This is a genomic window from uncultured Algoriphagus sp. (genome assembly GCF_963974365.1).
In the GTDB taxonomy this organism is placed as follows: Bacteria; Bacteroidota; Bacteroidia; order Cytophagales; family Cyclobacteriaceae; genus Algoriphagus.
Map to the genome: position 1 here is coordinate 37,263 of NZ_CAXBBX010000013.1, position 16,688 is coordinate 53,950.

Annotated in this window: 16 protein-coding genes; 14 read left to right on the forward strand and 2 right to left on the reverse strand. The window is 41.7% G+C overall.

Annotation, left to right across the window (positions count from 1 at the left end; translation table 11 throughout):
* Positions 1–27 precede the first annotated feature (27 nt).
* Positions 28–1,362, forward strand: coding sequence for a rhodanese-like domain-containing protein (locus tag AACZ87_RS17330; RefSeq protein ID WP_233758021.1), 1,335 nt, complete (start codon positions 28–30; stop codon positions 1,360–1,362).
* A 212-nt stretch (positions 1,363–1,574) separates the two neighbouring features.
* The gene (locus AACZ87_RS17335) at positions 1,575–1,886 is read left to right on the forward strand and encodes a hypothetical protein (protein WP_233758023.1); all 312 of its coding nucleotides are present in this window, start codon (positions 1,575–1,577) and stop codon (positions 1,884–1,886) included.
* An 8-nt stretch (positions 1,887–1,894) separates the two neighbouring features.
* Here AACZ87_RS17335 and AACZ87_RS17340 read toward each other — a convergent pair whose 3' ends face one another.
* Positions 1,895–2,080: a hypothetical protein gene (locus AACZ87_RS17340; RefSeq protein ID WP_339868997.1), complete on the reverse strand. Its 186-nt coding sequence runs from the start codon at positions 2,078–2,080 to the stop codon at positions 1,895–1,897.
* 154 nt (positions 2,081–2,234) lie between these two features.
* Positions 2,235–3,290 (reverse strand): IS110 family transposase, encoded by a 1,056-nt coding sequence (locus AACZ87_RS17345; RefSeq protein ID WP_339868999.1) that lies wholly within the window; start codon positions 3,288–3,290, stop codon positions 2,235–2,237.
* Positions 3,291–3,715: 425 nt separating this feature from the next.
* On the opposite strand from AACZ87_RS17345, the gene AACZ87_RS17350 reads away from it, so the two are divergent.
* The 12 genes from AACZ87_RS17350 (at position 3,716) to AACZ87_RS17405 (ending at position 16,664) form a co-directional block, all read left to right on the forward strand.
* Positions 3,716–5,992, forward strand: coding sequence for a copper-translocating P-type ATPase (locus AACZ87_RS17350; RefSeq protein WP_233756338.1), 2,277 nt, complete (start codon positions 3,716–3,718; stop codon positions 5,990–5,992).
* Positions 5,993–6,136: 144 nt separating this feature from the next.
* Complete coding sequence (locus AACZ87_RS17355; protein ID WP_339869004.1) at positions 6,137–6,457, forward strand: DUF6660 family protein; 321 nt, start codon at positions 6,137–6,139, stop codon at positions 6,455–6,457.
* A gap of 325 nt (positions 6,458–6,782) precedes the next feature.
* Positions 6,783–11,195, forward strand: coding sequence for a CusA/CzcA family heavy metal efflux RND transporter (locus tag AACZ87_RS17360; RefSeq protein ID WP_339869006.1), 4,413 nt, complete (start codon positions 6,783–6,785; stop codon positions 11,193–11,195).
* Positions 11,196–11,242: 47 nt separating this feature from the next.
* Complete coding sequence (locus AACZ87_RS17365; protein ID WP_041935369.1) at positions 11,243–12,478, forward strand: efflux RND transporter periplasmic adaptor subunit; 1,236 nt, start codon at positions 11,243–11,245, stop codon at positions 12,476–12,478.
* A gap of 87 nt (positions 12,479–12,565) precedes the next feature.
* Positions 12,566–12,943: a four helix bundle protein gene (locus AACZ87_RS17370; RefSeq protein ID WP_014022496.1), complete on the forward strand. Its 378-nt coding sequence runs from the start codon at positions 12,566–12,568 to the stop codon at positions 12,941–12,943.
* A gap of 70 nt (positions 12,944–13,013) precedes the next feature.
* Positions 13,014–13,355, forward strand: coding sequence for a P-II family nitrogen regulator (locus tag AACZ87_RS17375; protein ID WP_014022495.1), 342 nt, complete (start codon positions 13,014–13,016; stop codon positions 13,353–13,355).
* A gap of 393 nt (positions 13,356–13,748) precedes the next feature.
* Positions 13,749–14,627, forward strand: a complete 879-nt coding sequence (locus tag AACZ87_RS17380) for an SPFH domain-containing protein (protein WP_339869011.1) — start codon at positions 13,749–13,751, stop codon at positions 14,625–14,627.
* A gap of 29 nt (positions 14,628–14,656) precedes the next feature.
* Entirely contained in the window at positions 14,657–14,875 is a 219-nt protein-coding gene (locus tag AACZ87_RS17385) for an SHOCT domain-containing protein (RefSeq protein WP_014022494.1), read from the forward strand.
* A gap of 64 nt (positions 14,876–14,939) precedes the next feature.
* Positions 14,940–15,437 carry an ATP-binding protein gene (locus AACZ87_RS17390; RefSeq protein ID WP_339869013.1) on the forward strand — a complete coding sequence of 166 codons (498 nt, stop codon included), beginning with the start codon at positions 14,940–14,942 and terminating at the stop codon, positions 15,435–15,437.
* A 35-nt stretch (positions 15,438–15,472) separates the two neighbouring features.
* Positions 15,473–15,706, forward strand: a complete 234-nt coding sequence (locus tag AACZ87_RS17395) for a hypothetical protein (RefSeq protein WP_339869015.1) — start codon at positions 15,473–15,475, stop codon at positions 15,704–15,706.
* Positions 15,707–15,708: 2 nt separating this feature from the next.
* Positions 15,709–16,245 (forward strand): hypothetical protein, encoded by a 537-nt coding sequence (locus AACZ87_RS17400; RefSeq protein WP_014022492.1) that lies wholly within the window; start codon positions 15,709–15,711, stop codon positions 16,243–16,245.
* Positions 16,242–16,664 (forward strand): transcriptional repressor, encoded by a 423-nt coding sequence (locus tag AACZ87_RS17405; RefSeq protein WP_339869017.1) that lies wholly within the window; start codon positions 16,242–16,244, stop codon positions 16,662–16,664. Before AACZ87_RS17400 ends, AACZ87_RS17405 begins: the two co-directional genes overlap by 4 nt.
* Positions 16,665–16,688 lie beyond the last annotated feature (24 nt).

Here is a 16,688-nt window from a genome sequence, read left to right on the forward strand (position 1 = left end):
TGAGAAAAATATATAAAAAAGATCATTATGGAAATAAAACAATTTTATGATAAAGCACTTTCTCAACTGTCTTACGCCATCGAAAGTAAAGGGCAAATAGTCTTGGTAGATCCGGCAAGGGATATTCAACCTTATCTTGATTTTGCACACCAACTCGGTGGGGAAATTGTGGCAGTACTTGAAACACATCCGCATGCGGATTTTGCTAGTAGTCACCTGGAAATATCGAAAAGATTTAATGCCCCTGTCTACATTAATTCAAAAGCGGGAGTCTATTACGATGCCAACGAACTTGGACATAATGAAGAAGTCCAAATTGGAGATTTAACCTTTCGCGCTTTATTTACCCCCGGTCATTCTCCTGACCATAACGCATATTTATTACTTGAACATGGTGTTGAAAAAGCGGTTTTTTCGGGTGATGCCTTATTTGTAGGTGATGTTGGACGACCCGACCTCAGAGAGGGTACCGGCAACATGCAGGTTAGCAAAAATGAACTGGCCGGCATGATGTACGATACGATCAATAAAGTCTTCAGCATATTAGATGATGATACAATCGTCTATCCTGCCCACGGGCCGGGCTCGCTGTGCGGAAAAAACATGGGCAAAGAATTAGAGACCACAATAGGAAAGGAAAGAAGTAATAACTGGGCCTTTCAAATCAAAGACAAGGATCAGTTTATCACGGATTTTCTGGATGGTCAGGCTTTCACTCCCAAATACTTTCCCTACGAGGTTGAGGTAAACCGAAAAGGTATAGACTCACCAGAGGAAGATATTCATAAAATATTTGAAGCTAAAACAATTGATGAGAAGGCATTAATCATAGATGTCAGAGACCAGGAAAAGTTTAAAAAAGGGCATATAAAGCAATCTATTAATATTCAACTAGGGGATGACACATCAAAATTTGAGACATGGTTGGGTTCAATAGTAGGCCCTGATGAGAGTTTCAATCTCGTTGCTGAAGATCAGGCAATGTTAGAAAAGGCGGTTAGACGTACAGCTAAAATAGCTTATGAAGGTCATATTACCGGTATGACCTATCAGTTAGAGCAATACGACCTGTATGCTGATCAGCAGATAGACCTACAGGATTTCAAACAAAACCCCGATGTTTATACCATAGTCGACATCAGAAATGAACCTGAAGTAGCTAATGGCAAGATTTTCGAGAAAGCCATCCATGTACCCTTACCCGAACTAAGAGAACGTATTACTGAAATTCCTGATCACAGGCCAGTAGTCGTGCATTGTGCGGGTGGGTATCGGTCGGCAGCAGGTTCGAGTATCCTGGCGACTGAGTTTGCTGATGTCGCAGTTTATGATCTGAGTAAAGCAATAAGTGATTTTAAATAGTCGTAAAAAAATTTTAGAAGTAAAAAATATATAGATGAAATACTATCACGAATTATATAACCATTAAACAATAAAAACTATGATGGACAATATGAACATGGACGATTGTGGGCTTATGTGTGTAGGCATGTGGCTTGGTGGAATTTTACTCATTGTTGTATTAGTTCTGCTTGTAGTCTGGCTGTTTAAAAAGATCAAAAAATAAAAAGAGTATGGAGAATCTTCGTCCCGATATATTCGTGATTCCGGTAATTGCTTTAGGGTTGGTTATAGGGTTGTTTTTCTATTTCCTAAAACGGGTTACAGAAAGACGTATCTATAAACAATATATTCTGAAAATAGCCATATTGGCTTTTGTCCTCAATTTTATTTGGGAAGTGGCTCAGGGTCCCCTTTATAAAGGATATGAATATGATTGGCAGCATATTTCTTTTTGTGCCCTGGCATCTGTGGCGGATATGCTAATGGTACTCATTCTCCTTTTTCTTTTTGGACTGATCTATAACAATGTGTTCCATGAATAATCAAAAGTTCATTTTCTAGCATTTTTTCTTTGTTTTGGCTTTTTTGAGTTGATTGCCTGTTTTTTGGACTGATTGGAAGAAGTCAAGAATGGACAAAGCGCTGCCTTGCGGGTGGGTTGTCCACTCGCCTTGTTCTTTACTTCTGCAGTATCAGTCCATACCTTGCGATCATCAAATACAAGCCATGCTTCCATTAGGAGTCTCTTATATATATGAGCCCCAGTTTCCGGTTAGTTTAGTAAGTGCTCCAGCCCCATACTAAAATAGAGTTCCTAATTGTTGGACTCACACAGTGTTGAGAGGTCTGGAGCTTATTGATGGGCTTGATCCAATGGTCTCTGCCACGGACTAATTTGAATATCCTACCTGGTAAGGTTCACCCGTTTTTAGGACATGATATATTCTTGACAAGAGCTTTCTTGCTATGATAACTATGGCTCGTTTGCCGGTATGTCTTTGCAATAGTTCCTCGTATCGATTCAGCATCACCGGATCTCGTTGGACAGTGGTCCAGGCACATTCGATCAGTGAGCTTCTCAGTCCCTGATGATGGCGATAAGTCATGTATCCTTTTCGGTCTGATTCACCGCTGGAATGGACCATCGGTTTGAGCCCGATATAGCTGTTGAAGTGTTTGAAATTTCTGAAGCGATGGATATCCTCAATCTCAGTGAGTAACTGGACTGTTGTCAAAGGTCCTATTCCCGGGATCTGTCTCAGCAGCTTGGAGTTTGCCTTGTATTTTGCTTTTCGCTGTAGCGCACGGACAGATATGGAGACCTTCAAAAAGTGACGGTAGGTAAATTCAAACTGATCGAGCAATAAATCCATTACCAGTCTGCTGCTGTCCGAAGGGAGCTCTACGATGGCCAGCCAGTCCAGAAAATCCTTTGTCCAATAAGGATTATCGTATTTAGGAGGTGTTTCTATCCCGTTTTGAAGGAGTTTGTCCTTGATCCTGTTTTTTACTCTAACCAAGTCTGCCCAGAGCCTTTTGCGATATCGGAAGAGCTGGCGATCACCTTCTGTTTCCAAGGTTGGCACGTGGATTCCTCGCAGCAGTCCTGCACGGAGAGCTTTGGCCATTTTGCGACTATCCACAGGATCGGTTTTTTCACTACTTTCTTTATTGGTAGTGGGAAGATCAGCTGGGTTGATCACCAGACATTCATATCCGAAACTCTTTAGATCCCGATAGATCCAAAATCCAAACTTACAGGCTTCATAACAGCAGATGATCTGATATTTTGGAAAAAACTTATCCAAGTAAGACTTCAAGGCTTTGGGATCAGGTGCCTGACTGAAGGTTTTATGATGGCAATTGGCTGTAAAGATGCAAACGCTCCACTGGCGCTTGTGCACATCAATACCAATGAATAACTTAGGAGAAACTTCGGTGTCCATGATATATTCTTTTTGGTTCTGTCCTTAAAACGAACCAGATTATATCATGGGAACTATTGGACCAAACATTTCAAACCTTTTCGGGCAGTTATTTTAATGTTAGTAGGTGGAGTGGGTGCAATAATCGCTGAGGTATGGCACAGTTCCAGAGGGGATTGGACTTATGCTGAGAGTATGCCTCTAATACCTTGGGTGGAGGTGGGGATTTCACCAGTACTTCAATTCACCATTCTTCCTCTTTTGATTTTCATTATAAGTCGGCTTTTATTACCAAAAAATGAGTTATGAACGGAAGCCAGGACCGAAGGCAGTTCTTGTCTTAGTCCTTCTGGATATTCCTTTCTGTATTTTTCTCAGGAGATTACTCCTGAAGTAGAGGTAAATTAATTGATCCAAGGTATTCAGCTTTAAAAAACACAACTAATATGCAAGATAATCAGCAACATAGTAACCCAGACAAATCACTTTCAACCAATGGCCAATATTATTGCCCCATGCTTTGCGAGGGCGATAAAAAATATAATCAGCCGGGTGATTGCCCCGTCTGCGGTATGGATCTGGTGAAAGAACATAAAGCCTCAGATAAAATTGCTACTGAATACACCTGCCCCATGCATCCTGAAATTATTCAGAATGCACCCGGCAGTTGCCCAATATGCGGTATGGACCTTGAACCGGTGGATGTTACAAAAGAAGATCAGGAGGATGAAAAAGAGGCACTTAAAAAGCTATCACGGAAATTCTGGATTGCTACTATCTTTACAGTACCTGTGCTTTTTCTTTCCATGGCACAATATGTTGGAGTTGATATTTCCCTTTTCATTGATGAGAAAACCAACGGTTGGATCCAATTTATCCTCTCCACTCCGGTAGTTTTTTATTCATGCTGGGAGTTTTTCAAAAGGGGGTATCGGTCAATAGTTAACAGATCCCCAAATATGTGGACATTGATCTCAATAGGTACAGGGGCTGCCTATATCTTTAGCATAATTGGCTTATTGTTCCCTGAGCTTTTTCCTGCTCAGTTTAAAACTGAGGAGGGCACTGTACATTTATATTTTGAAGTAGCCACTGTGATCCTTACTCTGATATTATTAGGACAACTGATGGAACTAAGGGCACGAGGACAAACAAATTCAGCCATTAGGGAATTGCTCAACCTGGTTCCACCGGAAGCAACTGTTATTCGGGATGGGCAGGAACAAGTAATTCCGCTGGAAGAGGTTCTTATGGAAGATATTATCAAGATCAAACCTGGGGAAAAGATTCCTGTAGATGGAGAAATAACAAGTGGAAAAAGCAGCATTGATGAGTCTATGATCACTGGTGAGCCAATGCCTGTTGAGAAAGCCGAAGGTGATCCTGTGATTGGAGGTACAATAAATGAAACCGGAACTTTTAAGATGAAGGCTCTTAAAGTTGGGAGCGATACCTTACTCTCACAGATTATTGACATGGTAAATAAAGCAAGCCGCACAAAAGCGCCAATACAAAATATGGCTGATAAAGTGTCAGGTTATTTTGTGCCAATAGTCATAGTTATTGCCATTATTTCTTTTGCTGTATGGGCAGTATGGGGCCCCGAACCTTCCCTTGTTTATGCTTTTACCACTGCTGTTACGGTTTTAATTATTGCCTGTCCGTGTGCTCTTGGATTAGCTACACCAATGTCCATTATGGTTGGAACGGGAAAAGGTGCCAAGCAAGGTGTATTGGTAAAAGATGCCAAGGCTATTGAGGAAATGCATAAAATCGATACACTGGTTATTGATAAAACCGGAACGATTACGGAAGGGAAGCCTGTCCTGCAACAGGTAAAAGCTATAAATAATACCTATTCTGAGGAAGAAATACTTGCCTTGGTGGCTTCTCTTGAAAATAATAGTGAGCACCCCCTTGCACACGCTATTGTTAAAGGTGCGGAGGCTAAAGGAATTAAACCTGAACCAGTTGATGATTTTGAGTCCATAACCGGCAAAGGGATCATGGGCAGAATTAATAATAAAAAAGTTGCTATAGGAAATATAAAGCTATTAGAGCAATTCAGTCTAAAGTTGAAACCTAAATTTGTTGATTATGTTAAAAAGCGACAAATGGAGGGTCAAACTGTAATGTTTGTCGTTATAGAAAATGAAGTAGCTGGTTTTATTAGTGTAGCAGATCCAATCAAAGAATCTTCAGCAAAGGCTATTCGGAACTTGCAGGACCAGGGGCTGGAAGTGATTATGCTTACCGGTGATAATAAAAATACGGCTAAGACAGTGGCCGATAAATTAGGATTGGACGGTTTTGAAGCCGACCTGTTGCCTGAAGACAAATATGAAAAAGTGAAAGCCCTGCAGCAGCAAGGCAAAAAAGTAGCCATGGCCGGTGATGGCATTAATGATGCTCCGGCCCTGGCACAAGCTGATGTGGGTATCGCCATGGGAACGGGTACCGATGTAGCTATAGAAAGTGCAAGCCTCACTTTAGTAAAGGGTGAGTTGGACGGAATAGTAAGGGCAAGGAAGTTGAGTACGGATGTAATGCGTAACATTCAACAAAACCTCTTCTTCGCTTTTATCTATAACACAATTGGTGTCCCTATAGCAGCAGGTGTCCTGTTTCCATTTTTTGGATTGCTTTTAAGCCCGATGCTGGCCGCAGCAGCCATGAGCCTGAGCTCCGTGAGTGTGATTGGGAATAGTTTGAGGTTGAGGTGATTGTCAGCCTATAAAAAATATCAACTAAACACTTGTTCAGATAGAGGCTCATTTTATTCCTCAATCAGGAATTTGAGAAATAAATCAATTCCTCATCAAACTTTGCAATACCATTGCATTGTATTAATCCATAAATTTACAATAGTGAAAATCTTATGTTACATATTGAGCTTCTACTTCATTGCCCTGGCAGGGATAGCCTGTGCGGATACCATACCGCAGCGGGATAGTTCAGAAAATATCACGGTGGTTAATTCCGCTGATAATAATCATGACCAGGATCAAAATCAGGCTTGGAACGGTTGTTCTCCTTTATGCTTTTGCCATTGTTGTCACGTACATTTTTTATCTACAGCAGGGGTTAATTTTACGCACCTAGTAAAACTACCTGTGGTTTACACTTCTTATTTTCAGGATTTCAGAAGCATTGAAATCTCCGATTTTCTCAAGCCCCCCAAATCGTAATCCTTCTTGCCTTACAGGATAAGTATGCGCGTTAAAGTCCCTTTTATCAGGACTGACCGGGTACTTTACTTACCACTCAGACATTTTCTTTAAATGAGCCTTTAGTACTCAAAGGCATCCTTTTACTGTGTTCAACCCTATTCAGAAAGTTGAAAAAACTGAATAAAATCAAAACGAAAAAAAGGAAAAAGAGAAGGAAGAAAATCACCATAAAAACTGTGCTGAAATGGTTTTTTATTGTGCTGATTAGTGCAATTCTCATTATAGCAACCATTGCCAGGCTTCTTCACTTCTTTATTTTCCATGTCAAATAATTTAAAGTCGTATGATCAATAAAATCATTTCTTTTTCAATAAAGAATAAATTCATCGTGGGCCTGCTTACGTTGGCGCTCATTGGAGTGGGCATATACTCCATGTCCACAATCAACCTGGGTTCAGTACCTGATATAACAAATAACCAGGTACAGGTAATGACTGTGTCTCAAAACCTTGCCACAGAAGATATAGAACAGTTCGTCACCTACCCGGTGGAATTAGCCATGGGGAATCTGCCGGGCGTTACAGAAATTCGTTCCGTATCCCGTTTTGGGTTATCTGTAGTTACCATCGTATTTGAAGACGAAATGGGGATATACAAACCCCGGCAATTGGTACAGGAAAAGCTTAATGAGGTTAGGGATAAAATCCCCGAGAAATTTGGTAGTCCATCTATGGGGCCTATAACCACCGGACTGGGTGAAATATACCAATATACCATCAAGCCTAAGCCTGGTTATGAAGACAAATACTCTCCTACTGAGCTTAGAACAATCCAGGATTGGATTGTAAAACGCCAGATGACACTGGTAGATGGTGTGGTGGATGTCAATGCCTTCGGGGGTAAAATAAAGCAATATGAAATCGCTATCAATCCTGAAAAACTTAACGCACTGAATGTATCCATCTCAGAAGTTTTTGAAGCCCTTCAGCGCAATAATGTAAATACAGGAGGTGCATATATAGAGAAGAACAACATGGCCAATTTCATCCGTGGAGAAGGTCTTGTGCGTTCGCTTGACGACATCCGGGAAATAGTAGTACGGAATGAAAACAACATTCCTGTCACGATTGGTGATGTAGCAGAGAAAGTACATTTCGGAAGTCAGGTTCGTTATGGAGCATTCACCCAGGATGGGCAGGAAGCTGTTGGTGGTATGGTGCTGATGCTCAAAGGATCAAACCCTAATTCTGTCATCCAGAATGTGCAGGAGCGCATGAAAAAAGTGCAGAAGTCTTTACCGGAAGGCTTGGAAATAAAACCATTTCTTGATCGTAGTTCCCTGATTGAAAGAACTACCAGCACCGTAAAAACAAATCTTTTGGAAGGAGCCCTCATTGTGATATTCGCCCTGGTAATATTGTTGGGAAGTGTTCGTGGGGGTATTATTACTGCTACCACTATTCCACTTTCCCTATTATTTGCCTTCATACTCATGAAGCAATTCAATGTATGGGCCAACCTGATGAGCCTTGGCGCTATAGACTTTGGAATTATTATAGATGGTGCGGTGATCATCATAGAAGGAACGGTCTATGAAATACAGAAACGGATCCGATCAGGAAAAATTAAGTTCAACCAAGGTGTGATGGATGAGGTGGCTTATGATGCCGGCAGTACAATGATGGGCTCTGCATTTTTCGGACAGATTATAATTCTTATTGTATTTGCCCCAATTCTTTTCCTCTCTGGGGTTGAAGGTAAAATGTTCCAGCCCATGGCCTACACCTTTGGCTTTGCCATGATTGGTGCCATTTTCTTATGTCTGACTTATGTTCCGATGATGTCGGCATTATTCATGAAACCTATCCAAAACAAGAAAAACTGGTTTGGGAAGTTTGAACGCTGGCTGGAAAAGGTAAGTGACAAAATTATAGATGGCATTCAATGGGCTTATGTACCATTACTTAAAGGTGCTTTAAGGTTCAAAACCATTGTCATCATTGTGGCTATTGTATTACTCGGACTGTCAGGGTTCATTTTTTCACGTATGGGAGGAGAATTTGTCCCGCAGTTGGATGAAGGGGATTTAGCTATGCAGGCATTGATTCGGCCGGGAAGCGGATTGAGTGAAGCAATTGATGTATCTACCAAGATTGAAAATATTTTACTTGACAATTTCCCTGAGATCAAAACAGCTGTGGCCCGAATAGGTGTAGCTGATATTCCTACTGACCCTATGCCCATGGACATAGCCGATATGTTCATTATTCTTGAAAAGGATATGGATAAATGGACAACAGTAGAAACTAAAGAAGAGCTCATTGCAGAGATAAAGGAAATACTGGATGAAAAACTGACGGGTGTCAACCTTGTTTTCAGCCAACCGGTAGAGTTACGGTTCAATGAGCTGTTGACCGGGGTAAGAGAAGATGTGGCCGTGAAACTCTATGGTGAAGATCTGGATGTGCTGGCGCAAAAAGCTGAGGAAATGGGTGAGATCATTCAAACTATTCCGGGAGTAGGTGATGTAAACCCTGAACGTACTTCCGGCTTGCCACAGATGACTGTGCGCTACAATCGCAAAAAGATTGCACAATACGGGTTGGATATTGAAAAGCTGAATGAATATGTGAGTGCAGCTTTTGCCGGAGGTGTTGCAGGTGTCATTTTTGAAGGGGAAAAACGGTTCGATATGGTGATCCGGTTTGATGAAAATCACCGGAGAAGCATAGAAGATTTGCGCACCTTGTACATTGACCTGCCGGACGGTACACAAGTGCCCATCAAAGAAGTAGCGGATATCAACTATGTGCCGGGACCGATGCAGATTTCCCGCGACAATACTTTCCGCAGGACCTACGTGGGTGTTAATACCAGGGGCCGTGATGTAGAGTCTGTTGTAACGGATATACAGGAAAAACTGGATGCGGAATTGGATTTACCACCGGGCTACTACATTACTTATGGTGGTGAATTTGAAAACCTGCAAAGGGCGAAGGGACGATTAATGATCGTAGTTCCAATAGCCTTATTTCTGATTTTTGTGTTGCTTTATTTTGCCCTGCAGTCATTCTCTCAGTCTATTATGATCTACATAGCGATTCCCCTGGCAGCTATTGGGGGCGTAATTGCGCTTTGGATGCGAGACATGCCATTTAGCATATCAGCTGGTGTGGGCTTTATTGTGCTTTTCGGGGTGGCTGTATTGAACGGGCTGGTCTTGATCAATCGCTTTAATTCATTGAAAGAAGAAGGCGTAACCAGCATTCGCGAAAGAATTCTAACAGGAACTAAAGAACGAATCAGACCTATTATGTTGACTGCAACTACAGACATTTTCGGATTTCTACCCATGGCATTTTCAGCATCTGCAGGAGCAGAAGTGCAGCGGCCTTTGGCTACTGTGGTAATTGGTGGTATGCTTACAGCCACATTGCTTACTCTGGTAGTGCTCCCAGTGCTATACACTCTTGTAGAAGGAAGAAATGATAGAAGAAAAAGCCTGAAAGCACCGAATGCCAATGTCATCATCATATTGATTATTTGTGGTGGATTGTTTGGTTTACCGGCTGTGGCAAATGCACAGCAGCAAGAACAAGAGAAAGACAGCCTTTCAACGATTACATTAGAACAAGCAAGAAAGCGCGCAGTAGAAAATTATCCTAAAATTCAATCGGCACGTTTGGAAATTGAAAGCCAACAGGCCTTAAAGAAAACAGCTTGGGACTTAGGGAATACCCAAATATTTACTGGTAAAGAGGAAGTGGGCAATGGATCGGATGGTGTCTACACACAATTTGGCATCCAGCAGCAAAATATTGATGTTTTTGGTATAGCATCCCGTTTGAAATTGCAAAAAGAACGAGTGGCACTGGCCGAATCTGCCCTTGACCTTTCCGTGATAGAACTGGAAAGGGAAGTGAGCCAGGCCTGGGCGATGGTGTATGCCACCAAAAACAACTACCAGGTGTATGAGCAGTTGGATTCGATTTTTACCGATATTGAAAGAGCCGCACGAATTCGTTTGGAAACTGAAGCTACTTCTAAACTGGAATACCTGGCTACCTCCAATCAGGCCAATCAGGTACAGATACAAAAAGAGCAGGCTTATCGGGATTACCTCAGTGCCATGCAGCGGCTCAACCTTTGGTTTGCCAATGATACCCTCTTTACCGTACCGGATGTTCCAACTTCTCAGTTGGATGAACCGCTCAATTATGTGGCCGATTCCCTGATGAATCATCCTATGTTAAATGTTTCAAAACAACGGGTAGATGTAGCGGATGCGACCATAAAAGAAAGGCGTTCGCAGTTTTTTCCACAGTTGCAAGGCCAATACGGACGACAACAAGTTGATGGGCAATCAGGATTATATCAGTACCAAATCGGTATTCGGATCCCTTTGTTCTTCGGGCCTGAGCTTGGCAGGACACAGTCGGCCAAAATTAACCGGGATATTGCTAGTCAAAACTTGCGGCAAAACCAGTTGGAATTGAATGCGGCCTATCAGGGAATGAAAGAACAGTACCTGAAATGGCTTTATTCATGGAACTACTACCGGGATGAAGCACTACCATTGGCTCAGGAGCAAAGGGACGGAGCTATTTTGGCGTATAGGGAAGGTGCTATTGATTATGTGACCTTCCTGCAAAACATCAGGGATGCCATTCGCATAGAGGTAGACTCCTGGAATGCCTTTGGCAGTTACCTGGACAGTCGCTACCAACTGGAGTACTACTTAAAAACAACAAACTAATGATGGAATTGAAAGTCAATAATAAAGTCAGACAAATAATAGAAGAAATGAAAAAGCAAATTATATATATAGTAGCACTGGTACTGATGGTATCAGTATTTACGGGTTGCGGCAACAAGTCGGCTGATAACTCAGGTGAAGCTTCTCACGAAGAACACAGTGAGGGCGAGGCTGGGCACGAAGGTGAAGAAGAAGGTCATAGTGAAGAAGGAATGGCCGAGCTCCATCTTTCTGATATGAAATTTGCAAGTTTGGGTATTAAGGTAGATACTCTGCCCACCCGGGCACTCTCCGGAGTGGTTGAGGCCAACGGACAGTTAGAAGTTCCTCCTCAGCATGAGGCCACTGTTACCGCTATTCTGGGAGCCAATGTTACTTCCATCAAAGTGATAGAAGGAGATCAGGTGAGTAAGGGGCAGGTATTGGCCTATCTCTCTCACCCCAACCTGACCCGGTTACAGACGGACTATGTTCGGGCTTATAGCCAATTACAGTTTCTGGAAAAAGAAAATCAACGGCAGAAAAGGTTATACGAAGAGGAAGTAGGTTCCGGAAAAACTTATCAGCAAATACAGGCAGACTACCAGGCCATGAAAGGAGAGGTGAAAGGCTATGAAGCCCAATTGAAGCAGCTCAGTCTGAATGTGAAAAAAGTACAGGACGGTGATATTTACCAGTACGTACCTGTGGTAAGCCCTATAGATGGATACATTGAAAAAGTAGAGGTTCAGGTTGGCCAATATGTAGATCCTCAGACCGAGATGTTTATGATCGTCAATACCGACCACATCCATGCCGATCTGATGGTATTTGAAAAGGATGTTCACAAAGTGAAGAAAGGACAAAAGTTGTCTTTTACTGTGGAATCTGTTCCGGGAAATACGCTAACAGCCAAAATTTATTCGGTAGGCAAACAGTTTGAGCAAAATCCGAAAGCGGTACATGTGCACGCAGAGATAGATCAAAAGGAAGATTTTCTGATCCCGGGCATGTATATCAATGGTAAAATACGTACCGGAAATAATCAGGTAAAAGCCTTACCTGAAAGTGCCATTATAGAAGAAGAAGGCAAGCCTTATATTTTTATGGCAGAAGCGCATGAAGAAGATGGAAAGACCGAATGGGCATTTAAAGCAGTGGAAGTGCGAACAGGCATGACAGAAGATGGATGGGTAGAGATTAAATTATTAGAACCACTTCCTGACGGCACCCAGGTAGCATGGAACAACGCCTATTACCTGATTTCTGAAATGAAGAAAAGCCAGACCTCTCATAGTCACTAATGAGTTGGCAATAAGTAGTTGGCAAAAAAAGGAAAAGGCAGTTGGCAAGGGGGAAGTTGGCAGTATTACGAATAAGCAAAAATAATTATGGCAGGTAGTTTTCGTGATTTGACGGTTTTTAAAAAGGCTTTTTCGCTGGCAATGGAAGTGTTTGAGATCACAAAAACATTTCCATCTGAGGAGAAATATGCATTGACCGACCAATTGAGAAGGTCATCGCGCTCAGTGTGTCGGGCCATTGGTGAAGGGTATAGAAAACGTCAATATCCAAAGCACTTTTCAAGTAAGATGAGTGATGCCGATATGGAAAACTCCGAAACGCAGATTTCACTCGATTTTGCACAGGCTTGCGATTATTTAACTATTGAAAAATATAATGAATTGATCAGTAAGTCTGAGGAAGTAGGCAGAATGATAAATCATATGGTAGAGCATCCTGAAAAGTCCAAACCAAGAAATAGATGAAGGTGTCTTTTGTCAACTGCCTTTTGCCCATAGCCAAATTAATTGATTAAAAATTATAACGACTAAAAAGATGAAAGAAATAAAAGCATTTATAAAACCAAAAAGAGTACAGGTAGTAGTAGAATCTCTGCGAGATGCAGGATTTGAAAGTGTAACGCTATCCAAGGGAGAAGGTACGGGAGCTCATAAAGATCCTGAAGCTTCACCTTCCCTGGACTTTCATTTTACCGATAGCCCGATAGTTAAGCTGGAGCTGGTCTGCCAAAATGAAGAAATGGACAAAGCCGTGCAATTAATATGCGGCAAAGCCAAAACGCAAGAACCGGGCGATGGCATTATTTACGTATCGGAAATAGATGATGCCTACAGAATAAAGACCGGAAAGTCTATCAAAAGATTTGATATGAAGTGAAAAATTATGGAGTCACCAATTGAAAAAATGCAGCAATTAGCCAGGGAACGGAGCGGGCTTTGCCTTTCGGATTTATATATCAACAGCAAGTCCAGGTTGTGGTGGCAATGTGCAAAAGGCCACCGGTGGCAGGCCACCCCATTTAGTGTGAAAATACGGAAAAGCTGGTGCCCTTTATGTGCTAACAACGTTCCCCACGGGATTGAGAAAATGCAGTCCATGGCTCATGCAAAGGGAGGTAAGTGTCTTTCTAAGGAATACATAAACTCCAAAACACCCCTAAGGTGGCAATGTAAAAACGGTCATCGTTTCCAGGCTACCGCTGATAGTGTGATGCAGGGGAGCTGGTGTCCAAAATGTAGAGATAATTTGAAAAATTAAAATGATATTATTATGAAAGCTATAAAAGTCTTAGTTCCCTTGATCATCGCATTTATGCTGTTTCAGGGATGTGCTATTGTGCGACCGGGAGAGGTAGGTGTAGATGTGCATTTTGGCAAGGTGAAACCAACGGTAATGAAACCGGGCCCTCATCATTTTATGGGGTTTATCGGGCGGAAAATAGAACGTTTTGATACGCGGATTGTCAACTACTCCCGGGAACTCAATTTCCATACAGAAGAAGGGATTGAGGTAAGCTCTGAAATAACCATATTATATCATATTGTTCCTGATTCGGTCATTCGTATTTATCAGGATTTTGGTGCCGGTTATCAGGAAACGGTCATTGAGGATAATTTGATTACCATCCTTCGGCAAACGGGACTTGATTATAAGGCCACTCAGTTGATTACCGAACGAAATACGATTGAAAATACCATTAAAGAAAAAATGAATAAGGTAATCGGTGAATATGGTTTTGCCATGGATCTCGTAATGCTTAAAGAAGTCGATTTGCCACAGGCAGTGGTGGAAACCATCGAAGCTCAGCTCAATGCAGACGAGACAGCCAAGAAGACAAAAATCGAGAATGAAATAAAAAGGAATCAGTTGGATTTTGAGCTGGAGAAACAAAAGAAAGAAAAGGAGATGGCCATCATTACAGAGCGTATGCAAATCAATTTCAACATTGAGAAGCAGAAGAAAGAGGCTGAAAGGTTATTGATAGAGGCCGATGCAATAAAAAAGCAGCAGGCCATCATCAACGCCACCCTGAATGACCGGCTCATCAAATATAAGAGCCTGGAAATCACCAGGGATCTGGTCGGCTCTAAGAACACCAAAGTAATTGTAACCGATGGTAAATCACCGGTAATTGTAAATGACAATTAAATAAATGTTTAACCCTAAAACCTACAGTTATGATGTATGATTGGTATTTCGGAGGAATGCACTGGATCTGGTGGATCTTGTGGCTTATCCTTCTATTCTGGATTTTCTTAATTCCATACCCTACTCCCGGACAAAACAGACGAAAGGATAAGGCCATGGAAGCCCTGAGAGAGCGATATGCCCGGGGCGAGATATCCGATGAGGAATTTGAACAAAAGAGGAAAGTCCTTCAGGATAAGAAGAAGTAGTTATAGAGCCACAGGTGTATCCCAAGCGAGGTGACACCTGTGGTTTATAAAAGGATATTATAAAATGAAAAAACGGAAAGTATTTGCTTATATACTTATTGGATTAGCCTTTGGACTATTTGTGATACAGCCCCTGGCTATTTCACTTCACATGTATGACATGCAGGGAGATAATGGCAACTGGTGGAAATACCTGCTTGCTTCATATCAGCAGGAAGTTAGTTCATGGGATTTAGATCAGGCCATCATCAAATTGCTATTCGGCTTACTGGGCATTGCCCTGGCACTGATGTTTATGGTCAGGCAAAAAATATTTCAGCTTACCACAAGAAGGGATAGGTTGGAGGAGATCAAGGAGTTGATTGCGGCAGGAGAAAACCAACAGGTAGAGTTTAAATCTACCTTAAGATGGGACTTGAGGCAGTTTAAGCCGAATAAAGCTTTGGAAGAGGTAGTAGCCAAAACAATTGCCGGATTTATGAATACCCAAGGTGGACACCTATTCATAGGTATTGATGATGATGGTGAACCACTGGGTCTGATCGAGGACTACCGTTGTTAAAAAAACCGGGACGAGATGGTTTTGAGCAGTATATAATGCAACTGATCTCCACCAAATTAGGGGCAAATTATTGCGCTCTGGTAGATGTTTCTTTTTACCAAATAGAAGGGCTTGATGTCTGTCATCTTGAGATTAAACATGCGCACTCTCCGGTCTATCTGCATCAGGACGACCGTTCACACTTTTATATCCGCACCGGAAACGGTACCCGTGAGCTGGACATCCCTGAGGCGCTCAATTACATCGAAGAAAATTTAAATGGACGTTAAGCATGAAAATTATATTTATTACCCTGCTATTTTTTGCGCAAACATGGGTGGCTGAGGGTCAATCCATGTACCAGACTACCGAGGGGCATATCGTGATGGTGGCCGAAATAAATAATGAACGGATAATTGCTGAAAGCCATAAGCTGTTTCTTTTTTTGGATTATAATACCAAAGAAATTTCAGGAAAGCTAGAACTAAAAACCATAGATACCGGTATTGGTTATTTAAATGAGCAGATAAGCAATGCTGATATAATCTCCTTTTCAGGCTTTATCCCTGTAGATGATTTTATAAGTAAGCCACATGCTCCGATTTCGTTTAACTGGCCTTTAAAAGTAACGGCAGGTGAAAGTACATTTCAGATTGTTCTTTCTGGCAACCTGAAACACTTTAACGGAGGTGAGGCCATAGCATGTATGCTGAGCGCTACCGGAGATGTTAACACAACGGAAATAGGCCTGAAATCAATTTTACCGGAAATAGGCGAAACACTAAAGTTACAGTTTACACAGGTAATACTAAGAAAAAATAAGTTATGAGCACTATAAAAGAACTTGAAGAAAACCTATTGCAACACAATATCAAATCAACCGCTATGCGGCTACTGGTCTTGGAATACCTGTTGGAACGTGAGTCAGCTGTAAGCCTTACAGATCTATATAAAGACTTTGAGAAATCTGACCGGACTACCATCTACAGAACATTGAAAGTTTTTGAAGATAATGGCATGGTGCATAGCATTGATGATGGCACAGGAGTTCCTAAGTATGCACTTTGTTCAGATGCCTGTGATGTAGGTAAGCATGATGATGCCCACATCCATTTTCATTGTGACAAATGTGGAAAGACCTATTGTCTTCCAAAGTTCAGGATTCCACATTTTGAGTTGCCTGAGAATTTCAGCAAAAATGAAGTAAATCTGGTGGTGAAGGGTGTTTGCTCACAATGTAGTGGCTAAAGGTATCCTTCAAAAGCAAAACCA